We start from the raw sequence: 21,295 nt of genomic DNA, 5'->3' as shown, positions 1-21,295 counted from the left end.
ATGCCTGGAGGGGGACAGTCGTGTGGTCAGGGGCCGTACACGAAGTCCGGGTCTATCTGCTCGGACAGGTCGGCGCCGGTCCTGTCGTTGCCCCACGCTCGGGCGTTGCGCAGGTGGAACTCCACGGTCTGGCGGCCGAAGCGCTCCCAGTCCTTGTCCTGCTCATCGAGGGTTTTGCGGAGCACGGCCAGCGCGTCGGCGTTGGCCGGCTCCAGGTCGTCGAGCGTGAAGTGGCGGCCCTGCTCCATGGCGCGGACGGCGGCCGAGTGCTCCATCCAGGTGAGCAGGTCGTCACCTACGTGCTCGCGCAGGAAGTCGACGTCCGAGGCGCCGTGCACCTTGTTGCCGATCACGGCGAGCGCGACGTCGTAGCGGGCGGCGTAGTCACGGTACTGCCGGTAGACGCTCACGCCCTGCCTGGTCGGCTCGGCGACGAGGAACGTCAGGTCGAAGCGGGTGAACAGGCCCGAGGCGAAGGAGTCGGCCCCGGCGGTCATGTCCACCACGACGTATTCGCCGGGGCCGTCGACCAGGTGATTGAGCAGCAGCTCCACCGCGCCGACCTTCGAGTGGTAGCAGGCCACGCCGAGGTCGTCCTCGCTGAACGGGCCGGTCGCCAGGAGGTGCAGCCCTTCGGGGGTGGTGAGCGCGTAGGGGTCGGCGGCCAGGTCGGCGAAGCTCAGCAGCGTGGAGCCGCGGCCCGGCGGGGTGGTCTTGACCATGGCGTCGGCCGACGGGATGCGCGGGTTGGCGCCGCGCAGGCGGTCCTTGATCTCGGTGAGGTGGGCGCCGAGCGGCTCGGGCTGGCGGTCGAGGCCGAGCACGAGGGCCAGGTGCTGGTTGATGTCGGCGTCCACGGCGACCACCGGCCCGCCCTGGCTCGCCACGTGTCTCGCGAACAGCGCCGACATCGTCGTCTTGCCGCTGCCGCCCTTGCCGACGAACGCCACTCTCACGGCGCCTCCCACCGAGTATGAAAACCGTTCCCGTTCTCGTCGGTCACCATCATGCCACAATCGGTGCATGAATGATGTTGAGTTGGCGCGGGCGGTACGGCTGCGCGAGGAGGGCAGGCACGAAGAGGCGCGGGAGTTGCTGGTCGCGCTGGCGAAGCGGCATCCCGACGACGCCGAAGTGGCCTATCAGGCGGCCTGGGTGCACGACTCGCTCGGGCTTGAGGCCGAGGCGGTGCCCCACTACGAGCGGGCGCTGGCGGGGCAGGGGTTGGACGCCGCCCATCGGCTGGGGGCCTTCACCGGGCTCGGGAGCACGTTCCGGGGGCTCGGGAGGGTCGGTGAGGCGTTGGAGACGTTCGAGCGGGGGTTGCGGGAGTTCCCCGGGGACGCCGGGTTGCGCACGTTCATGGCGATGGCGCTGCACAACGCCGGGCGTTCCGGGGAGGCGGTGGCCACGTTGCTCAAGGTCGTCGCCGAGTCGGACAAGGGGGGTGCTTACCGGCGGGCCATCGAGTATTACGCCGACAATCTGGACGAGACGGTCTAGCCGCAGGTCGCGTCCAGGCTGATCGGGTTGTCCGGGCTCTGCGTCGCCGCCGGGGTCCGGACGTCGGTGGCGGGCTTGGGCTGGCGGGCGTCCAGGGCCTCGGCGACCTTGCGGCGGATGAGGTGCCAGTCGGGGTCGGCCGTGTTGATCAGCGGCGGTACGAAGCTGAGGCTGCGCATCTTGGCGCCCTTGACCTTCTGGGCCAGCTCCACGACGGCAGGCAGGACTTCCTGCGGGATGTCGGTGGAGATGGTGCGTTTCGTGGCCGCGGCCAGCTGTTCGAAGCTGTTGAGCACGGTCATCGGGTTCGCCTGCTTGGCGACGGCGTTGAGCAGGCACTTCTGGCGTCCCATGCGGGCGTAGTCGTCGCTGTCGGTGCGGGACCGGCCGAACCAGAGGGCTTCCGAGCCGGTCAGCTTGCGGGTGCCCGCCGGGAGCAGGCCCTCGCGGTAGCGGCCGTACACGATGGGCTGCTTGATGGTGACCCGCACGCCGCCCATGGCGTCGATCATCTGCGCGAAGCCCCTCATGTCTACCAGGGCGTAGTAGTGGACGGGGATGCCGAGGATGTCGCTGACGGTCTGCTTGATCAGGGCCGGGCCGCGTTTGCCCTTCTGCACGCCGGGCACCAGGTCGGGGTGGTCCTCGCCGAACTGGAAGATCTCGTTGAGCAGGCCGGGGGTGTCGGGGCCGCTGCCGGTGAAGCCGGCGGGGAAGCGGTTCCTGGCCGGGCCGGCGGGGAGCTGGACCCGCTGGAGGTTACGCGGGAGGCCGAACAGGGTGGTCGCGCCGGTCTTGGTGTCCACGCTGGCCACGGTCACGCTGTCGGTACGCACGCCGGGCCTGCCGGGCGCCGAGTCCCCGCCGAGGAGCAGGAAGTTGACCCGGTTAGCGCCGTTCCACGGGTCCGTGGCCAGGATCGGGGAGCCGTTGGAGCTGGGGAACAGGGTGTTCACGACGTCGCGTGACAGGTAGGTGAGCCTGGTGGCGTAGGCGGTGGGGGCCAGGATGAGCGCGCACAGGGCGACGGTCAGCGTCGTGGTCAGGAAGCGGCCGATCGTGTCCGAGCGCGGGGGGCGTACCAGGAGGAAGGACCAGACGATCACGCTGGTCCAGGCGAGGGCGATCACCACCAGCGCGACGGTGAGCACGATGAGCCAGCGGGGCTGGACCGCCAGCGACAGCAGGTGCGAGCTGTACGCGGTGAACAGCACGAGGATGCCGGCGATCATCAGGAGGTAAGCAGCCATGAGGGCTACGCCGGTCTTGCGGCGGTCGGTGGCCAGATGCGCCACTCCCCACAGCACGGTGGAACTTACTGTCAGCACGATGCTTGCTCCGAGTCCAAATCCATGGTCTTTTCCCTTCATGCCTGGTCAAACCCCCGCTGCTGGACCATTCACGTCACATTAGTAATGCGTTGTGCGTGTTTGACGGTGTGAAGGGGAAGGGTTTGGTCAATTCCCTACCAAGAGCTCCTTGAGATATAACGTGAATATGGGCAAGCGACACGGTAGCTACGGGTTCGACGCACCCTGGGCGCTGGCCGGTTTGCTCTTCGGAGCGATCGTGCTGGTGGGTCTGGCGGTGATCTCGTTCGCCGTCGACATCCTGGCGGCGGGCGTCGCCTTCCTGTTCGGCGGGCTCTACACGCTGGCCAGCGCGGCCAGCTACCTCTACACGACGCGGCGCGGCAAGTTCGCCGTCTGGGCGGCCGAGCTGGAACGGCTGGAGGGCGACGAGCGGCTGCTCGACCTCGGCTGCGGCCGGGGCGCGGTGCTGCTGCTCGCGGCCGGGCGGCTGGAGAAGGGCCGGGCGACCGGCGTCGACCTGTGGCGCTCCAGGGACCAGTCGGGCAACGAGGAGCCGGTGACCAGGGCGAACGCCGAGGCCGAGGGCGTCTCCGGCCGCGTTGAGCTGGTGACGGGCGACATGCGCGACCTGCCGTTCGAGGACGGTTCGTTCGACGTGGTCGTGTCGAGCCTGGCCATCCACAACATCTCCGACGCCGAGGGGCGGGCGGAGGCCGTACGCGAGGCGCACCGGGTGTTGCGGCCCGGCGGGCTGATGCTGGTCGCCGACTTCCAGCACACGCCCGCGTACGAGGCCACGTTGCGCGAGTTCGGCGTGATCGACATACGGCGGCGCGACCTGGGCTGGCGGTTCTGGTACGGCGGGCCGTGGTTCGGCACGGTGATGCTGGAGGCCAGGAAGCCTTCCCGGTAAGAACGTTTGGCATGCTGGCAGCCGTGACCGAATCGCCGGGCAAAGTGCTCTACCTCATCGTCTGCGCGGCCGGGCCGGCTGCCGAGGTCGGTCGCCTCGTCGGCCTGGCGCAGGAGGAAGGGTGGATCGTGCAGATCGTCGCCACTCCCTCCGCGCTCGACTTCATCGACGTGGCGGGGCTGGAACGGCAGACCGGGCGTCCGGTCCGCAGCCAGTACCGCAAGCCGTACGAGCCGAAACCGCCCCGAGCGGATGCGATCATCGTCGCGCCCGCCACCTACAACACGATCAACAAGTTCGCTCAGGGCATCGCCGACACCTATGCCTTGGGCGTCCTGGCCGAGGCTCCCGGGCTCGGCATCCCTGTCGTCGTGCTGCCCTTCGTCAACAGCGCTCTGGCCGCTCGCACAGCCTTCCGGCGCAGCGTCGAAGAGTTGCGTGCTGATGGCGTGTGCGTGCTTTTCGGCCCGGGGCAGTTCGAGCCGCACGAGCCGAGCTCCGGGGCCGACCGCTTCGATTCCTACCCCTGGAAACGGGTACTGGCGGAACTCGCTGGACGGGACTCATAGTCAGGATATTGCGCCTGACACCGTGTCAGGCGGTATGCCAGGATGTGCCGACTTTCAGGGAGGAACATCGTGGCTATGGCTGGGCGGATCGACGAGATCCTGCGTTCGGGCAAGGCTCCCAACCTGCACGGTCTCGTGGTGATGCGGGGCGGGAACGTCGTTCTGGAGCGCTACGGGGCCGGGGTGGATCATCGGCTGGGCGAGTCGCTCGGGCACGTCGAGTTCGATCGGGACACGCTGCACGACATCCGGTCCGTTTCCAAGAGTGTGGTGGCGCTCTTGTACGGCATCGCCCTGGGGGAAGGGCTGGTGCCGGAGCCGGGTGCGGGATTGGTGCGGCAATTTCCGGAATATCAGGATCTGGAGCGGGCTCATCTCACCATCGAGCATGCCCTGACCATGACGCTCGGGCTCGACTGGAACGAGGACGCGCCCTACACGAGCCCGGCCAACAGCGAGATCGCGATGGAGCTGGCCCCCGACCGATACCGGTACGTCCTGGAGCGGCCCGTCATCGAGGAAGCCGGGAAGCGGTGGCTCTACTGTGGCGGGGCGTCGGCTCTGATCGGCGGGATCATCGCCCGCGGGACGGGGAGCCCGCTGGCGGAGTACGCCAAGACCGCGCTCTTCCAGCCGCTCGGGATCGGTGACTTCCAGTGGAGCAAGGGGGAGGACGGGCTGGCGATGGCCGCGGCCGGGTTGCGGCTGCGGCCGATCGACCTGGCCGCCATCGGTCAGCTGGTGCTCGATGGCGGCCGGGGCATCGTGCCCGGTGAGTGGATCCAGGAGGTGGTCCGCCCGCGGGTGCTGATCGCGGACGGGTTCGAGTACGGCTACCAGTGGTACGTGAGCACCGGTGAGCGCCGCTGGGTCGAGGGCATCGGGAACGGCGGGCAGCGCTTGCTCGTGGCGCCCGATGAGCAGTTGGTCGTGGCGATAACGGCCGGCGAATACGACGAAGAGACGGTCAGCGCGACGGCCGTGCTCGAAGCGGTCCTCGGCGGCTAAGGAATGAGCAGGATCCGGCCCTCGGCCGCGCGGTTCTCCACGAGGCGGTGGGCTTCGGCGGCCTCCTCCAGCGGCAGTGTGCGATCGATGTACGCGCTGCTGCGCCCGGAGGCGAGCCTGGCCAGCATCGCCGGGAAGTGCGTTCCGAACACCTCCCCCGACCAGCCAGGACCGCTGCAGCCGATGATCGTCACCCCGCGTTCCATGAGATCGGCGGCCGTGACCGCGGCGGGCTCCCCGCTCAGCAGCCCGTAGTACAGCATGCGGCCGGAGCCTGGCGTGAGGTGGTCGAGCACGCGCCTGGCCGACGCCCCGCCGACGGACTCGAAGACGACGTCCACGTCGGGCAGCTCGCCGGGCCACTCGGGGGAGCGGTGGTCGATCACGAGGTCGGCGCCCATCGTGGCGGCTCGGTCCCGTCTGGCGTCGGAACTGGCCGTGGCGATCACCCGGCCGGCCCCGAACTCCTTCGCATGCCGTACCAGATAGCTGCCCACCGAGCTGGTGCCCGCCTCCACCAGCACGGTTTCCCCGCCGTCGAGCCGCGCTCTGTGCAGCAGGGCCAGGGCTATCGCGCCGGGCGCCGCCGCGGCCAGCGCCTCCGCCGGGGCCACGCCGTCAGGCACCGGGCACGTCAGGGCGGCCGGGAGCGCCACGTACTCGGCGTACGACCCGACGCCGCCGGTCACCCCCACCAGCGTGCTCCCGAGCAGGTCCCGGTCCACTCCTTCCCCCACCTCCAGCACCTCGCCGGCCGCCTCCGCGCCGATCACCGCGGGCAGCGACAGCGGGAACGGCAGCGCACCCGCTCTGATCCGTGTCTCGGCGTAGCTGACGCCAATGGCCTGCGCGCGGATGAGGACCTGGCCCTCCCCTGGGCGCGGGCGTGGCAGGTCCGTCACCTTGAGCTGCTCCGGGCCGCCTGTCTCGGTCAGGACGATCGCACGCATGCGTAGACTCCTTCAAGTGAACCGATGGTCCAGTTAATATATGGACCACTGGTCAAGTTTGTCCATGGGAAAGAATGTCCGGATGGAACGTCGAGAGCGGGCCGACGCCGCGCGCAACAGGCAGGCAATCCTGCGGGCGGCCGAGGAACTGCTGCGGCGGCACCCGCCCGAGCAGGTCTCCGTCGAGCGCGTGGCCGCCGCCGCCGGGGTGGGCAAGGGGACGGTGTTCCACCGGTTCGGAAGTCGTTCGGGGCTCATGCTTGAGCTCATGACCGAGCGGGCGCGCGAGCTGGAGCAGGCCGTCGCCGAAGGACCGCCGCCGCTCGGCCCGGGCGCCGAGCCGATCGAACGGCTGCTCGCGTTCTTCGCGGCGGTGGCGGCGCTGGCGGCGCGCAACGGGAACCTCATGGCGGCGCACGAGCACGCCATGGTCACCAGGAAGGCCGCCGAGCAGCCCAGGGAGGCCAATCCGATCTACCTGTTCTGGCATCGGCACGTGTCCGGGCTGATCAGCGAGGGGCGGCCGGACGTGGATGCCGAGCAGATCGCTCACATGTTGCTCGGCACGCTGCACATGGAGCCGATCGCTAGCCAGTTGCGGGCGGGGGAGTACGAAAGGACCGCCGCCGGCTTCGCCGTGCTGGTCAAGGGGCTGCTCAGCGGGGGAGGTGGCTGATCGCCTGGTGGAAGGCGGCGACGGCCGCCCTGATCGCCGGGTGCTCGCCGTACCCCCTTCTGAAGGCCGCCAGCGTGCGGCGGCTCAGGGGCAGGCGGGTGAGGTGCACTCCCGGCGGCGGGCTGGTCGCCGCCAGACGTGGTACGAGCGCGACCCCCTGACCGGCCGCGGCGAAGGCCAGTACGGTGTCGAAGTCGTCGATGTGATGCCGCACCAGCGGCTCGAACCCGGCCGCCTGGCACGCCCTGATCGCCATCGTGTGGCAGAGGGTGCCGGGCTTGTTCGTGATCCACGCGTCGGCGCGGGCGGCGCTGATCGACGGGCGGTCGGTCAGGTACATCGGCTCGCTGAACAGCGGCTCCGTCTCGATGGACGGGTCGGTCACCGGGGGCACGAAGTCGTACTCGTGCACGAGCGCCACGTCCAGCTCCCCCGCCCGCAGCGCAGCCGAGACGTCGGCGGGGTCGATCTCGGCCACCATCGGCTCCAGCCCGGGGTGCGCGCCGGTCAGGTGGGCGAGGGCGGGCGGCAGGAGCACGCGGGCCGCCGTCGGGAACGCGCCGATCCGCAGCGGCCCGGAAGGCCCGCCGCGCGCGGCGGCGAGGGCCGCCGAGGCGCGTTCGAGTTGTTCGAGTACGGCCTGGGCGTGCTCGACCAGCAGGAGCCCGGCGGGCGTCAAGGTCACGGTGCGGCCCGTACGCTCCAGCAGGGGCACGCCCGCCTCCCGCTCCAACGCGCTGAGCTGCTGGGAGACGGCGGACGGCGTGAACGTGACCGCCTCCGCCACGGCCGCGATCGTGCCGCGCCTGGCCAGTTCGCGGAGCAGGTGGAGTTTGCGTGGATCGAGCATAAGCTCAGCTTACGTTGAAGCGAAGAAATCCGTGCTGGACCTAACGTGTTCCGAGGGGGCACGCTCGAAGCATGTTGAGAGGAATCCACGTACCGCTGGTCACCCCGTTCGACTCGGCCGGAGAGGTGGCCGTGGACGCGATCGAGAAGCTCGCCCACCACGTGCTCGACCAGGGGGCCGCCGGCCTGGTCGCGCTCGGGACCACCGGGGAGGTGGCCGCGCTCGAACCCGGGGAGCGGGCGCGGGTGATCGAGGTCTGCGCGCGGATCTGCGCGGAGCGGCAGGCGTTGCTGACGGTGGGGGTGACGGGAAACGACACGCGTTCGACGGCTCGGGCGCTGCGCGAGCTGCCTCAGGGGGTCGGGGCGGCGCTGGTGACCGTTCCGTACTTCGTCCGGCCTGGTGAGCGCGGTGTCGTCGCCCACTTCGAGGCGCTGGCGGACGAGACGCCGGTGCCGCTGGTGATCTACCACATTCCCTACCGGACGGGACAGGCGGTCGGCGCCGCGACGTTGCGGCGGCTGGGGGCGCATCCGATGATCGCCGGGGTGAAGTACGCGGTCGGCGGGATCGATCAGGACACGGTCGAGCTGCTCGGGGAGCTGCCCGACGGGTTCGAGGTGGTGGGTGGTGACGACGCGTTCGTGTCGCCGCTGCTGGCCCTGGGGGCTGTCGGTGGGATTCTCGCGTCCGCGCATCTGGAGACCCGCAGCTTCGTCGAGCTGGTGGACGCCTGGCACGCCGGCGACGTGGGGCGGGCCAGGGCGCTCGGGCACCGGCTGGCCAGGCTGTCGGCCGCGCTCTTCGCCGAGCCGAACCCCACCGTGATCAAGGGCGTGCTGCACGCCCAGGGCCTGATCCCGACCCCGGACGTACGGTTGCCGCTGGTGCCGGCCAGTCCCGCGGCGGTGTTCAACGGTCTCTGATCGCGGAGCCCACTTCGCCCACCCGGTCCGCCAGCAGGCCGATCGCGCCCACCGCCCGGGTCATCGGGTCGTCCTCCGCGCCGCCCAGCGCCCTGGCCCTGAGGTAGGCGGTCTTGACCGCCGCCCAGCGTTGGGCCTGGTCTGGGGTCAGGCGGCCGCGCAGCTCGGCCAGCTTGAGCAGGTTGGCCTCGGCGTCCGTGGTCAGGGTCTGCGCCTCGCCCAGGTAGTGATCGTCGATCACCGCTTCGAGCTCGGCGTCGTTCATGGCGGGGACGATGCGTTCGGCCAGCTTGTTCATGTTCCGGTACGAGCCCTGCAGCCGGTACGGGGGCTCGGTACGGGCGGCGTCGGACTGGGCGGCCGAGGCGATGTACGCCTGGTTGTTGGCCAGCACGACCTCCTGGACGCGGACCAGCTTGGCCAGCACGCTGAGGATCTGGTCCAGCTCCGGCTTGGTGTAGGGGTGCTGGAGCTGGTCCGGCCTGACCGTCGTGTCGCCCTTCCCGAGCCGTACCAGGAGCTCCACATCGGACCGGTCGCGGCCGGAGAGGGGGGCGAGGACGGGGTTGGAGGTGAGGGCGTTGTCCACATAGCTCAGGGCGAACAGGTCGTCCTTGCCCGACAGCACGTCGCCCAGGTTCCACACGTCGGCCCGGTTGGCCAGCATGTCGGGGATGCGGAACCGGCGGCCCGACTCCGTGTACGGGTTGCCCGCCATGCACACCGCGAACCGCTTGCCGCGCAGGTCGTACGTGCGGGTCCGGCCGTTCCAGACGCCTTCGATGCGGCGCTGGGCGTCGCACAGGGAGATGAACTTCTGCAGCAGCTCCGGCGAGGTGTGCTGGATGTCGTCCAGGTAGAGCAGTGTGTTGTTGCCCGTCTCCAGCGCGAACGAGATCTTCTCCACCTCCTGCCTGGCCGTCGCGTCGGGCGCGTCCGCCGGGTCCAGCGAGGTCACCTCGTGGCCCAGCGCGGGGCCGTTCACCTTGACGAACACCAGGCCGAGGCGGCTGGCGACGTACTCCATCAGGGTCGTCTTGCCGTAGCCGGGCGGTGAGATGAGCAGCAGCAGGCCCATCTGGTCGGTGCGCTTATCCGCGCCCGCCGCGCCGAGCTGCTTGGCCAGGTTGTCGCCGATCAGCGGCAGGTACACCTCGTCGAGCAGGCGGTTGCGCACGAAGGCGCTCATGACCTTGGGCTTGTACTCCTCCAGCCGCAGCCGGTGCCGCTCGGCCTCGACCAGCTCGCCCCTGCGGCGCTGGTAGGCGCGGTAGGCCGGGACCCGCTCCTGCCTGAACCCGCGCGTCCTGGTGAGGAGCTCGTCGAGCCTGATCTCCAGCTTGCGGTCGTGGATGCGGGGGTGGGTGCCGAGCAGGCCGTCCACGGTCTCGCTCGTGGCGGCGCTGGACTCGTGGCGGGGCAGGTCGCACAGCTGTACGGCGATCGCCTCGGTCGTCTCCGGGCCCTGGTGATAGGCGGCCATCCAGGCCTGGGCCAGCTGGAGGCGCTCGGGAAGGGGCACGGCCTTGAGGTCCTCCTCGAACTCGCGCACTTTCGCCGGCCCCAGGGTTTGCCGGAACCCGTCGAGCACGTCCCGCGCCGCCTTGCTCGTCACGAATCCGAACGGGTTACTCCCGAGCTCCTCGATGAGGTACTCGCCGGCCGCCGTCCCCGGGAGGCTTGCCATGAACCCCGCGATCAAGGCACCTAATTCTTCGGCCAGCGAGTCGAGGGCAGGCGCGCTCCCGAAGACCGTCCGCGCCCGGATCAGCGACCCGGCCCGGGTGGTCAATGTTTTACGTGAAACCTCGTCCAGCCCGAACGCCCAGAACAGCTGGGCCGCCGCCCGCACCTCGGCCGGATAGCGCAGGAGCCCAGCGCCCTCACGCAACCGCACCAAAGCCTCCAGAATGACCGTGGCGTCGTGGTCGTGGACCCCGCGTTCGTAGCCCTCGTCGTACCGGGACTCGGCGGCCTGGCGGACGAGGTCGGCGAGCGGCGCGCCGGCCGTGACCGAGTCCAGGAGCGACGCGGCCAGGTGCTCGGCGCGGTAGACCTCCGGGGTCTCCGAGACCAGGAGCTGGTCCCAGAAGGGCCGCGTGTCGGCGAAGGATGCGGGAACCGGAGACCGGTAGTCCGTGCCCGTGATCGCGAAGTACATCGAGCTGTCGTGCGGCACCAGCGTCAGATCGATGGGCTGGGTGTTGACGGCGAAGCGGTGGTGGCCGAGCCGCAGGGTCTCGCCGCCGTCCGAGAACAGGTCCTGGCGGTCCCGGAGTGCCCGACCGGCCTCCTGCTGGGCCGACTTGACGCGGCCCGCCAGCTCCTCCGCCCGTACCGCGTCCCCGAGGGTACGCAGCTCGTTGGCCGCCGAGCGGACCTTGGCCACCATCGGGTCGGTCGCGAAGTACGTGTTGACCTCGTCCAACGAGGCCAGCGAGGCGAGGCGGCGGGTGACGCTGCCCAGGACGCGTTCGGCGGAGGCGAAGAGGCGGTCGGCGCGCCGGGCCAGGGCGTCGAGCTGGGTCTGCTTGCGGGCCGAGAACGCCTCGTACACGTCCTCCCGCTTGGCCGTGAGCTGCGCCGCGAAGTCGTCGAACTCGCCGAACCGGGACTCCAGGTTCTCCAGCTGGAGCATCAGTCGTCCGAGTTGCTCGTCGCATTTCGCCGGAGTGTCGGCCATCGCCAGCGCGCCCGTGATGGCCTGGCCCAGCAGGGCGAACTCGGCGGCGAAGGCCGCCCGGCCCTCCGTTCCGAGCAGCTCGCGACGGCGGCCGTCCAGGACGGCCCTGGCCCGGTTCACCCCGGCGAGCACCTCGGCGATCCGGCCCAGGATGGAGGTGCGCACGGTGGCGTCGGCGATGTCCAGCGAGCCGACCACCTCGGTCACCACCTCCAGCCCCTCCGCCTGGTCGGCCAGCCGGTCCGTGACCGGGGCGGCCTCGGCGACCGTGGCGATGGCGGCCGCGTCGGCGGCGAGTTGTTCGACGGCGGCGTGGTAGGCGGTGAACGCGTCCGCGCCCTCCAGGAAGGCCACCGCTCGCTGGCCCACCGAGGCGAGTTCCGACGTCACGGACTCGGCCAGGGAATCCAGGGCGGCGAGGTCGATGTAGCGGACCTCGCGCGATGTCACCAGGCGGCCCTGGGCCCGGCGCAGCGTGGCCAGGGTGGTGACCCAGGCGTCGGCGGTGTCCGGATTTTCGGCATTGGCCTGGCGTACCAGCTGGGTGGTCTCCTCCACCGCCGTGGCGAGCGTCTGGGCGGCCTGGCGGGTGAGCTGCTCGACGTTCTCGTACTCGTCGAGGACCTGCTCGGCGGTGGCGCGTACGTCGGCGAGCGGCGCGCGCAGCCCGTGCTCCCCGAGCCAGTGATAAGAGTCGAAGGCCCGCGTGCAGGCGGAGATCAGCCCCTCGAACGTGCCCGCCGAGGGCGCCATCTCCTCGATCATGCGGGACACGGACAGGCAGTCCGAGATGCCGCGCACCAGCTCGGCGTTGCCGATGCGCTCCAGCGGCCCCGTTCCGGCGGGCTGGGCGGCGGCGTAGGTGTCGGAGACGTACGGGGTCTGCCACACCTGCATCGGGTGGACCCTGGTCGGCTCCTCGGAGGTGGCGCGGAACACCACCATCGTGCCGTCGTCGAACAACGAGTACCCGTGGCAGACGATGGGGTTGGCCACCTCCTTCCTGATCACGTTGTACGGCAGCAGCAACGAGCGCCCGTCACCCGTGGCGTGGAAGACGTACAGGACGTCCTCCCCGTTGGGCGAGCGCACCACCCGCTCGAACTCCAGGTCCGCCACGTCCGTGTCGAACGTCTTGCTGACACCCGTCGTCAGGTAGTAACCCCCGGGGAAGATCAGCCCCTGGTCCTCGGGGAGGCGCTGACAGGCCTGGCCGATGCCGTCGAGCCGCACGACGGCCTTGGTGCGGGTGTTGAAGACCAGGTGGCGCCAGCCGGTTTCCTTGTACGGCCTGATCCGCATGAGGATGAGCGGCCTCACGCGGGCGTACTCGACGTCGGCGTCCGCGAGGCTCTGGAGGGGCTCGGCGACCGGCTCGGCGTAGATTCCGGCGCCGGTCTCCGTGTTGTCCTCGATCTTGATGGTGAGGTCGCCCCCGACCGTTTCGACGAACACCTCGCCGCCGATGGAGATGTGCGGGTGGCGGCCGAGGATGTGGTCGTCGCGGGTGGTCGGCGTCCACTCGAAGTCGTGGGACGGGGGGAAGGTGTGGTCCCGCTCCCCCCTGTTGTCCTGATATTTCGGGACTCCGCCGTTGCTGACCGTCCACCGGAGCACCCGCAGGTCCGCGGGACCCGTCTGGAAGACCGCCAGCAGCTTGCCCTCCACCCGCCTGAGCTGCTGCAGCCGCGTCTCCTTGTAATAGCGGTAGAGCTCGGCGAAGTCCTTCCTGAACGCCGGGTCCTCCAGCGTCTCCAGCTTGTCGGCGTCGAACCTGAAGGCGTCCCCGTCCCTGGAGAACCGGTGCACCGCGAACACGTCCGCCACCGTCGTCTCCGGCTTGAGCCCGATGAAGACGTTGTAGCCGAACAACATCACGTCACCTAGGGAGACGATGTCCCTGGGGACGCAGTTGTTCTCGGTCCGGATCCGCTCGGTCCCCAGCAGCCGCAGCTCCGCGCCGCCGAACACGCGCAGCCGCTCCTGGTTGACCGCCTCGGCCGCCGCCGCGAGGGTCCTGGCCTGGGCCTGGAGCCGGTTCCTGAGGACCTCGTACGTCCCCGCCTCCAGCTCCGCTTCGACCACGTTCACTTCGCTCCGGCCAGCGCGGCCACCGGCGAGTCGGCCACGCCCAGCCGGCGGGCCGTCTCCAGCAGCTCGCCCAGCGCCGACGACTGCGGGCCGCCGTCCTGGATGAGCCGCATGAGCAGGGCGGACACGGTCAGGTTCTTGATGTCCTCGGTGCGCACGCCGCCGACCACGCTCGCGAGGTCGGCCGCCAGGCTGGCCGTCCCGTTGACGTACGGCGCGACCAGCGCCCTCGCGACCTCCGAGTGGTCCACGAACCCGTCCACCACCTTGCCCGCGGTGATCGAGCCGACCACCTTGTCGAAGAACATCGTGTCGCCGCCGACGATGTCGATGTTCGCCTTGGCCAGCCCGGCGGCCAGCACGCTCGCCTGCGACTCCGCCACCTGCCGCGACACGTCGATGTGCTTGAGCCGGATCTCCTTGTCGGCCTCCAGGCGCAGGCGGTACTCCTCGTGCCCCCTGCTGGCGTCGTCCAGCGCCGCCATCGCGGCCGCCTTCTGGGTGAGGCCCTCGGCCTCGGCCTTCAGCTTCTCGCCCACCGCGGTCGCGCCGGCCAGCGCCATCGCCTGCTCACCTTCGGCCCGCGCCTTGAGTCGCTCGCCCTCGACCAGCGCCATGGCCTTCGCGCCGTCGGCCTCGGCGGCCAGCTTCTCCTTCAGCACCAGCGCCTCCGCGCGGCCGACCTTCTCGATGGCCTCGGCGTCGCGCTCCTTGACCTGCACCTGCGCCAGCCCGCTGGCGGCCGACTCGGCCTGCACACCCTCGGCCAGCCGGATCTTGGCCCTGGTGTCCAGCTCGGCGGCCTGCTGCCTGGCCTCGGCCAGCGTGAGCTCCTCGCGGGCTTTGAACTTCGAGGCTGCCTCCGCGGCCTCGGCGGCCTTGATGTCCTTGACCAGGTTCTCCTGCGCCTCGGCCTCGGCGGCGATGATCACGCTCTGGCGGGTGCGCTCGGCCTCCTCGACCACACGCAGCCGCTTGATGCTCTCCTCCTGCTCGGCCACGGTCTTGTCGACCGCGATGCGCTCGCGGATGACCTCGGCGATCGCCCGCTTCTCGGTCTCGACCTCTTTGTCCTTGGCGATGCGCGACAGCTCGGTCTCCCGCTCGCGGGCGATGACCTCCAGCATGCGGTCCTTCTCGATCCGCTCGGACTCGATCGCGATCACCCGCTCGCGGTTCTTCTCGGCGACCGCGACCTCGCGGGCCTGGTTCTCCTGCTGCACGCCGATCTGCTCGTCGGTCTTGATGTTGGCGCTCTGGGCGCGCAGCCGCTCCTCGGCCTGTACGCGGGCGGTCTCCGCCTCCTCGCGGGCCTTGACGGTCTCGATCTCGCGCCGCTGCTTGAGCTCGGCGTCGGCCTGGCGGCGCTGGAGCTCGAGGATGGCCTCGCGGGCGTCCACGTTCTGGCGGGTGATCTCCTTCTCCTCGTTGCGCTGGAACTCGTTCGTCCGCACGTGCTCGATGGCCGTGAGTTCGGTGATCTTGCGGATGCCCTGCGCGTCGAGGATGTTGCTCTTGTCGAGCTGGAGCAGCGCGGTCTGCTCCAGGTAGTCGATGGCGGCGTCTTCGAGGCTGTAGCCGTTCAGGTCGGTGCCGATGAGCCGGATGATCTCGTCTCTGAACTCGTCGCGCTTGGTGTAGAGGTCGACGAAGTCGAGGTGCTTGCCGGCCGTCTTGAGCGCCTCGGAGAACTTGGCGCTGAACAGCTCCTGCAGCGTCGCCTCGTCGCTGGCCCTGGCGGTGCCGATGGCCTGGGCGACCTTGATGACGTCCTCGGCCGTCTTGTTCACCCGGACGAAGAACGTGATCTTGATGTCCGCCCTGATGTTGTCCCGGCAGATCAGGCCCTCGCGGCCGGTGCGCTCGATCTCGATGGTCTTCACCGAGATGTCCATGATCTCGGCCTTGTGCACGACGGGCAGGACTATGGCACCGGTGAACGTCACGTCGACCTTGTTGACCTTCGACACGATCAGCGCCTTGCCCTGTTCGACCTTGCGGAAAAGGCGGCCGATGACGACGAGCAGGCCAATCACGACGATGAGGATGACGGCGAGAAATACGCCGAAGCCGGTGGAGATGACGTCCATCAATGCTCACTTTCGTAGGGCATGACCCAGAAGAATTCGCCGTCTTTGTGGTATTCGAAGATGAGTGCGTTGTCGCCGCGGGCGAGGCGGTCCTGACCGGTCGTGCGTACCTGCACGATCGCGGACGAGCCGTCCGCGGCGGTGACCTCGGCCTGGCCGAAGTCGGGAGTGGCCGCGCCGGTGCGGATCACGCACATCTGGCCGACGAAGTCCCCGCGCGAGTGCCGGTCCCCTTCCGGGAACAGCCTGCGCAGCGGAACCAGCAGGCCACGGGTGGCGAGCCAGGCTCCGGCCGCGGCGGCGAAGGGTACGGCGATCAGCAGGCTGCCACCCGCCACCTGGCTGCCGATCAGGCACAACAACCAGGCCAGCGCGATCAGCAGCGAGAGCGCGACGCCGGCGGGCACTCCCCCGAGGCCCAGCCACGCGGCGTCGTCTTCCAACTCGAACAACCCGGTGATGACGGTCAGCCAATAACCGACGACCACCACGAGCAGGAAAGTGAAAATGACAGTCGGAAAGCTTAATGCGATGTGTATGAAGTCGGTCATCCCGCCTCGGTGTGCCCCGTCCCCCTGTGTGTCCTTGACGGACTATATACAGGTAAAGCATGAGTAAAGCCGAAAGTTCCCGAAAAGTCATAGGACTTGACCTCAACTGTGGTTGAGGGAGCAGGCTCGGACGCATGAGCGAAGTGATGAGAGCGGCGGCCTTCAGCGAGCCGGGCGGGCCCGAGGTGCTGAAGGTGATGGAGGTGCCCGCGCCCCAGGCGGGTCCGGGCGAGGTACGGGTACGGGTGCGGGCGGCCGGAGTGCAGCCGTTCGACGCGGCCGTCAGGTCCGGGTGGTTGCCGCCGTACCTGGCGGCCATCGATTTCCCGCGGATCCCCGGCAACGAGTTCGCGGGCGTGGTCGATCAGGTGGGCGCGGGGGTGACCGGGGTGGCGGCCGGTGACGAGGTGCTCGGGTTCTCCAGGTTGTTCAGCTATGCCGAGTACGTCGTCGTCGCGGGGACCGACGTGGCCGCCAAGCCCGCGAACGTGCCCTGGGAGGTGGCCGGCGGGTTCACCGCGGGCGTGCAGACCGCCGAGCTGGCGCTGGACGGGGTGGGCATCGCGGCGGGCGAGACGTTGCTCGTACACGCCGCGGCCGGGTCCGTGGGCACGGCGGCGGTGCAAATCGGCAGGATGCGCGGCGCCACCGTGATCGGCACCGCCCGCGAGGTCAACCACGACTACCTGCGCGACCTCGGCGCGATCCCGGTCGCCTACGGGGAGGGGCTGGCCGACCGGGTGCGCGCGCTCGCCCCTGGTGGGATCGACGCGGCGCTGGACGGGGCCGGGGGGCACGCGCTGGAGGTGTCGCTGGAGCTGGTCAAGGATCGCGGGCGCATCGTCACCCTGGTCGAGCACGGCACGGCGGCCGAGTTGGGCGTCCGGCTGGTCCAGGGGGAACGTACGGCGGAGCGGCTCGGGCGTTATGCCGCCCTGTACGCCGAGGGGGCCTTCAAGTTCCCGGTGCGGAGGGCGTACCGGCTGGAGGACGCCGCGGACGCGCACCGGGAGATCGAGACCGGCCACGGCCAGGGCAAGATCGTCCTCACGATCTGAGCCGCACGGCCTCGGCGATCGCGAGCTGGACCTCCTGCAGCTCGCGCTCGCCGTCCTCGACGTCCCACAGGGAGTTCTGCAGCACCCGGCCGAGCGTCCAGCCGGCCGCCCGCCCGGGGTCGAGGCCGAGCCCGTCCACCATGAAGTCGAAGCGCCGCAACACCGCCCGCGTCACGTCCCCGGACGCGACCACCTCGTCCCAGCGGTTGCCCAGGGCGGGCATCAGGTCGAACCCCGGGTCGCCGGCCAGCGGCTTGGGGTCGATGCTCAGCCACGGCTCCCGTTCGGCGGCCAGCACGTTGTCGTAGTGCAGGTCCCAGTGCAGCAACCGGTCGCCAGACTCGGAGATGAGCTCGGCCACCGCCGCGGCGCACCACCGCAGCCAGTGGCGGTCCCGCTCCCGCGGCAGCTTGGGCACGGCCTCGTCCACGTCGTCCAGCATGGCCTGCGCGATGTCCTCCAACCGGCGCATGTCCTCGGGCGCGGGATAGGCCACCAGGCGGCGCAGCAGGTCGGTCAGGATGCCCAGCGCCTTCATCTGGTCCGGCTCGGCGGACAGGGACCGGTCGGCCTCGAGGCGTTCGAGCAGCAGGGTGCCGGTCTCGGGGTCCGAGTCGAGCAGCAACACCGACGCGTCACCCGCCCAGGTCCGCAGCCCTTGCGCCTCGGTGGCGTTCTCGTCGGTGACGGGCTGCAGTTTGAGCGCGGCCTTCGTCCCGTCCTCGCGGACGACGGGCAACACGAGCGACACCACGCCGTGCCTGGGCTCGCCGTCGAGCCGCAGCCCCCACTTCTCCAGATAGCGCTCGGCCAGCGCGGGCAGCCCGGCGGACCAGGCGCGCCCGGCCGCACCGTCGTATTTGATGTGCGACTCGGTCAGCGCCGCCGGCACCTTGATCCGCATCTGCCGGGCTTCAGTAGTGCCAGGGGAACGGCGACCAGTCGGGCTCGCGCTTCTCCAGGAACGAGTCGCGCCCCTCGGCCGCCTCGTCCGTCATGTACGCCAGCCGCGTCGCCTCCCCAGCGAACACCTGCTGCCCCACCAGCCCGTCGTCGAGCGCGTTGAAGGCGAACTTCAGCATCCGCTGCGCCGTGGGCGACTTGCCGTTGACCTTGCGCGCCCACTCCAGGGCCGTGGCCTCCAGCTCCGCGTGCGGGACGACGGCGTTGACCATGCCCATGCGGTGCGCGTCGGCCGCGGTGTAGGTGTCGCCGAGGAAGAAGATCTCACGGGCGAACTTCTGCCCGACCTGCCGAGCCAGATAGGCCGAGCCGAAACCCCCGTCGAAGCTGGCCACGTCGGCGTCGGTCTGCTTGAACCGGGCGTGTTCGGCGCTGGCCAGGGTGAGATCGGCCACCACGTGCAGGCTGTGGCCGCCGCCCGCCGCCCAGCCGGGCACCACGCAGATCACGATCTTGGGCGTGAAGCGGATCAGGCGCTGCACCTCCAGGATGTGCAGGCGGCCGGTGGCGGCGGTGCCGTCGGCGTACTGGTAGCCGTCCTTGCCCCTGATGCGCTGGTCGCCGCCCGAGCAGAAGGCCCAGCCGCCGTCCTTGGGCGAGGGGCCGTTGCCGGTGAGCAGCACGCAGCCGACGTCTGTGGTCTGCCTGGCGTGGTCGAGCGCGCGGTAGAGCTCGTCGACGGTCTGCGGGCGGAAGGCGTTGCGCACCTCGGGGCGGTCGAACGCGATCCGCACGGTGCCCTGGTCGACCGCCCGGTGGTAGGTGATGTCGGTGAAGTCGAATCCCTCGACCGCCTGCCACGCCTTGGGATCGAACAGCTCGGAGACCATGGGCGAGAGCCTAACGGATCTGGCCTTCCGCCCATTGGCGTGGGCTAGGTGACCTCCGCCCTCAGCTCGGCGAGCAGCTCCCCCTGGTCGGCGAGCATGTCGGTGAGAATACGGCGGGCGGCGCCGAGCAGGTCGGCCAGCTCTGGAGTGGCCAGCGTGTAGACCACGGTGCTGCCCTCGCGGATCGCGCTCACGATCCCCGCCCTGCGCAGGACCGCGAGCTGCTGGGAGAGGCTCGAAGCCTCGATGTCGATCTGAGCCAGTAGGTCCCTGACGGGTAGCGGCCCTTCCTGGAGAAGCTCCAACACTCGGATGCGAGCGGGGTGGCCGAGCGTTCGGAAGAAGTCGGCCTTGGCCTGGTAGACCTCCACGTGCATATTGCCAGACTAATCCAGTGCAGTTGCATAATTCTTCAAGTCGTAACGTTGTTGGATAGCATGACAGCGGGGACTAGGGAGTAGCCATGGGCCGAGGAAGAGCCAAGGCGAAGCAGACGAAGGTCGCTCGCCAGCTGAAGTACACCAACCACAACATCGACTACGACCGGCTTCGCAAGGAGCTGGGAGCCGATGAGCCGAGTGAGGAGATCTCCCCGCCTACGGCGTCCGAGCAGGAGTCCGAGCGCGGGCGATGACGCGGGTCAACCGCCTGGCCTCCTGCGCCTGATCCGGCGCCGCGAGTTCCAGGCGGTGTAGTACCTCGCGGAGGGGCGGCCACCCCGCCGTCGCGGCGTGCTGGCGGGCCTCTACGGACGGTCAGGCGTGGGCGGCGCCCGGCCGGTATGTGGCGCACCTTGAGGACGGGTCGTCAGGCGGCGCAGGTGTCGTGGGTGGCGTCGAAGCCCTTGATCGCCTCCGTGTCGTCGGCGCGCAGCGGCTTCAGGCCCTTCCAGTCGTCGCCGATTACCAGCACCAGCCGGTTCGTGGTCGCGCCCGCGACCTTTCTCGGCGTGGCGGCGAGCAGGTCGGCGGCCAGGGTGGGCACGCGGGTCTCGCCGTTCTGGCCGTAGAGGAGTGCGGTCTTCGCCTGCGGCTTGCGCTGCGAGTCGCCGATCTTGGTGATGTGATACCCGCGCTGCTCCAGGAACGCGGCCACCTGGGTGCCCAGCCCGCCGCGCCAGGTGCCGTTGCGCAGCTCGATCTGGATCTTCGTCCGGCCCACCTTGGCCTGGCCGCCCTTGACGCCCTGGACGCTCTGGTCCCTGGCCACGATCTGGAACAACCGGCCCGCCTGCGGCTGCACCCACTCCACCCGGCCCGGCTCGGTGAGCGAGTAGTGCCAGGGAGTGGTGATGAAGCGGATCTGCCCGGCGTCCAGCCCCTGCAGGCTGGTCGCGAGGTCCCGCATGACGCCCAGGGACAACCCGCGGTCGGTGGTCACCGCCTTGGTGCCGGCGTCGAGGATGCCCACCAGCTTGGCCGGGTCGGTGAGCGTCTCACCGCTCATCACCTTCTTCACCATCGACGCGATGAACATCTGCTGCCGCTGGATGCGCCCGATGTCCGAGCCGTCGCCCAGGCTGTAGCGGGCGCGTACGTAGCCGAGCGCCTGCTCGCCGTTGACGGTCTGCCGCCCGGCGGGCAGGTGCAGCAGCGCCTTCTTGTCGTCCACGGGCTCCGGCAGGCAGATCTGCACGCCGCCGACGGCGTCGACCATGCTCTTGAAGCCGGTGAAGTCGACCTTCACGAAGTGGTCGATGTGGATGCGGGTGAGCGCCTCGACCGTCTTCCAGGTGCAGCCGATGCCGCCGGAGTTGAACGACTCATTGATCATCCCGAGGTGCGGCCGCTGCCCCGGCAGGCCGCTGGTGGCGCGGCAGGCGGGCAACTGGACGAGCGAGTCGCGCGGGAAGCTGACCACCATCGCGTTGTCGCGCTTGGACGACACGTGGACCAGCATGATCGTGTCGGTGCGCTCACCCGAGATGTGGTGGCCGTACTTGGCGTTCTTGCCGTCGCGCTGGTCGGAGCCGACGACCAGGACGTTCATCGCGGTGCCCGCGACCTTGGGCGGGCGGGTGGCGCCCAGGTCTTCGGCGGTGACGTCCTCGTGCTTGACGTTGCCCGTCAGCTTGGCGACGACGCCTGCCGCTATGCCCGCGACCAGGAGGACGACGGTCACCGCGACCGCTATCACCCAGCGCAGCCAGCGACGGCGACGCCGCGGTGGCGCGCTCGGCTCGGAAGGCGGCGCGTCGGCAAGCCCGCTGCTCACGTGACTCCAGAAGGACGGGGCCGAGGGCCGCCGCCCATGGCCAAGAGCCTCGCCGTACAGATCTCGGCCGGTTGAACGAGCCGAGTGTACTCAGTCCGCACGGGTCA

Annotated in this window: 19 protein-coding genes; 8 read left to right on the top strand and 11 right to left on the bottom strand. The window is 69.9% G+C overall.

Going from position 1 to position 21,295, the window contains the following annotated elements:
* Positions 1 to 26 precede the first annotated feature (26 nt).
* Entirely contained in the window at positions 27 to 956 is a 930-nt protein-coding gene (locus ACFLIM_RS34095) for an ATP-binding protein (RefSeq protein WP_393172486.1), read from the bottom strand.
* Positions 957 to 1,023: 67 nt separating this feature from the next.
* On the opposite strand from ACFLIM_RS34095, the gene ACFLIM_RS34090 reads away from it, so the two are divergent.
* Positions 1,024 to 1,503, top strand: coding sequence for a tetratricopeptide repeat protein (locus tag ACFLIM_RS34090; protein ID WP_393172485.1), 480 nt, complete (start codon positions 1,024 to 1,026; stop codon positions 1,501 to 1,503).
* On the opposite strand, the gene ACFLIM_RS34085 is transcribed toward ACFLIM_RS34090, so the two are convergent.
* Positions 1,500 to 2,831, bottom strand: coding sequence for an LCP family protein (locus tag ACFLIM_RS34085; protein WP_393172484.1), 1,332 nt, complete (start codon positions 2,829 to 2,831; stop codon positions 1,500 to 1,502). The two genes, ACFLIM_RS34090 and ACFLIM_RS34085, sit on opposite strands and share 4 nt — an antisense overlap.
* 169 nt (positions 2,832 to 3,000) lie before the next feature.
* On the opposite strand from ACFLIM_RS34085, the gene ACFLIM_RS34080 reads away from it, so the two are divergent.
* From ACFLIM_RS34080 to ACFLIM_RS34070, 3 genes are all read left to right on the top strand, one after another.
* The gene (locus tag ACFLIM_RS34080) at positions 3,001 to 3,729 is read left to right on the top strand and encodes a class I SAM-dependent methyltransferase (protein ID WP_393172483.1); all 729 of its coding nucleotides are present in this window, start codon (positions 3,001 to 3,003) and stop codon (positions 3,727 to 3,729) included.
* Between the two features lie 11 nt (positions 3,730 to 3,740).
* The gene (locus tag ACFLIM_RS34075) at positions 3,741 to 4,298 is read left to right on the top strand and encodes a flavoprotein (protein ID WP_393172482.1); all 558 of its coding nucleotides are present in this window, start codon (positions 3,741 to 3,743) and stop codon (positions 4,296 to 4,298) included.
* 75 nt (positions 4,299 to 4,373) lie between these two features.
* Positions 4,374 to 5,306, top strand: coding sequence for a serine hydrolase domain-containing protein (locus ACFLIM_RS34070; RefSeq protein WP_393172481.1), 933 nt, complete (start codon positions 4,374 to 4,376; stop codon positions 5,304 to 5,306).
* Here ACFLIM_RS34070 and ACFLIM_RS34065 read toward each other — a convergent pair.
* Positions 5,303 to 6,256 (bottom strand): quinone oxidoreductase family protein, encoded by a 954-nt coding sequence (locus ACFLIM_RS34065; protein ID WP_393172480.1) that lies wholly within the window; start codon positions 6,254 to 6,256, stop codon positions 5,303 to 5,305. The two genes, ACFLIM_RS34070 and ACFLIM_RS34065, sit on opposite strands and share 4 nt — an antisense overlap.
* Before the next feature lie 82 nt (positions 6,257 to 6,338).
* Between ACFLIM_RS34065 and ACFLIM_RS34060 the strand changes: the two genes are divergently transcribed.
* Positions 6,339 to 6,932, top strand: coding sequence for a TetR/AcrR family transcriptional regulator (locus ACFLIM_RS34060; protein WP_393172479.1), 594 nt, complete (start codon positions 6,339 to 6,341; stop codon positions 6,930 to 6,932).
* Here ACFLIM_RS34060 and ACFLIM_RS34055 read toward each other — a convergent pair.
* Complete coding sequence (locus tag ACFLIM_RS34055; RefSeq protein WP_393172478.1) at positions 6,913 to 7,782, bottom strand: LysR family transcriptional regulator; 870 nt, start codon at positions 7,780 to 7,782, stop codon at positions 6,913 to 6,915. The genes ACFLIM_RS34060 and ACFLIM_RS34055 overlap by 20 nt on opposite strands.
* A gap of 71 nt (positions 7,783 to 7,853) precedes the next feature.
* On the opposite strand from ACFLIM_RS34055, the gene ACFLIM_RS34050 reads away from it, so the two are divergent.
* Entirely contained in the window at positions 7,854 to 8,708 is an 855-nt protein-coding gene (locus ACFLIM_RS34050) for a 4-hydroxy-tetrahydrodipicolinate synthase family protein (RefSeq protein WP_393172477.1), read from the top strand.
* Here the strand turns inward: ACFLIM_RS34050 and ACFLIM_RS34045 are convergent.
* The 3 genes from ACFLIM_RS34045 to ACFLIM_RS34035 are packed head-to-tail and all read right to left on the bottom strand — an operon-like array spanning position 8,695 to position 16,123.
* Complete coding sequence (locus tag ACFLIM_RS34045) at positions 8,695 to 13,482, bottom strand: DNA repair ATPase (protein WP_393172476.1); 4,788 nt, start codon at positions 13,480 to 13,482, stop codon at positions 8,695 to 8,697. The genes ACFLIM_RS34050 and ACFLIM_RS34045 overlap by 14 nt on opposite strands.
* Positions 13,479 to 15,572 (bottom strand): flotillin family protein, encoded by a 2,094-nt coding sequence (locus tag ACFLIM_RS34040; protein WP_393172475.1) that lies wholly within the window; start codon positions 15,570 to 15,572, stop codon positions 13,479 to 13,481. The genes ACFLIM_RS34045 and ACFLIM_RS34040 overlap by 4 nt, the downstream gene beginning before the upstream one ends.
* Positions 15,572 to 16,123, bottom strand: a complete 552-nt coding sequence (locus tag ACFLIM_RS34035) for a hypothetical protein (protein WP_393172474.1) — start codon at positions 16,121 to 16,123, stop codon at positions 15,572 to 15,574. Before ACFLIM_RS34035 ends, ACFLIM_RS34040 begins: the two co-directional genes overlap by 1 nt.
* Before the next feature lie 146 nt (positions 16,124 to 16,269).
* Here ACFLIM_RS34035 and ACFLIM_RS34030 point away from each other — a divergent pair, with 146 nt between their 5' ends.
* The gene (locus tag ACFLIM_RS34030) at positions 16,270 to 17,181 is read left to right on the top strand and encodes an NADP-dependent oxidoreductase (protein ID WP_393172515.1); all 912 of its coding nucleotides are present in this window, start codon (positions 16,270 to 16,272) and stop codon (positions 17,179 to 17,181) included.
* Here the strand turns inward: ACFLIM_RS34030 and ACFLIM_RS34025 are convergent.
* From ACFLIM_RS34025 to ACFLIM_RS34015, 3 genes are read right to left on the bottom strand one after another with little or no spacing between them, the layout of a single operon-like run.
* Positions 17,171 to 18,085, bottom strand: a complete 915-nt coding sequence (locus tag ACFLIM_RS34025; RefSeq protein WP_393172473.1) for an aminoglycoside phosphotransferase family protein — start codon at positions 18,083 to 18,085, stop codon at positions 17,171 to 17,173. The genes ACFLIM_RS34030 and ACFLIM_RS34025 overlap by 11 nt on opposite strands.
* A 10-nt stretch (positions 18,086 to 18,095) precedes the next feature.
* Positions 18,096 to 18,974, bottom strand: coding sequence for a 1,4-dihydroxy-2-naphthoyl-CoA synthase (locus tag ACFLIM_RS34020; RefSeq protein WP_393172472.1), 879 nt, complete (start codon positions 18,972 to 18,974; stop codon positions 18,096 to 18,098).
* 44 nt (positions 18,975 to 19,018) lie between these two features.
* Positions 19,019 to 19,351, bottom strand: a complete 333-nt coding sequence (locus ACFLIM_RS34015) for an ArsR/SmtB family transcription factor (protein ID WP_043615149.1) — start codon at positions 19,349 to 19,351, stop codon at positions 19,019 to 19,021.
* A gap of 86 nt (positions 19,352 to 19,437) precedes the next feature.
* On the opposite strand from ACFLIM_RS34015, the gene ACFLIM_RS34010 reads away from it, so the two are divergent.
* A complete protein-coding gene (locus ACFLIM_RS34010) occupies positions 19,438 to 19,608 on the top strand; it encodes a DUF3073 domain-containing protein (RefSeq protein WP_393172471.1) in 171 nt (56 codons plus the stop codon).
* 173 nt (positions 19,609 to 19,781) lie between these two features.
* On the opposite strand, the gene ACFLIM_RS34005 is transcribed toward ACFLIM_RS34010, so the two are convergent.
* Positions 19,782 to 21,188: an LCP family protein gene (locus tag ACFLIM_RS34005; RefSeq protein ID WP_393172470.1), complete on the bottom strand. Its 1,407-nt coding sequence runs from the start codon at positions 21,186 to 21,188 to the stop codon at positions 19,782 to 19,784.
* Positions 21,189 to 21,295: the final 107 nt, after the last annotated feature.

This window comes from Nonomuraea marmarensis (genome assembly GCF_043197025.1).
Taxonomy (GTDB): Bacteria; Actinomycetota; Actinomycetes; order Streptosporangiales; family Streptosporangiaceae; genus Nonomuraea; species Nonomuraea marmarensis.
The sequence above is the reverse complement of the archived record's forward strand: the minus strand, read 5'-3'. Positions and strand labels throughout refer to the sequence as shown.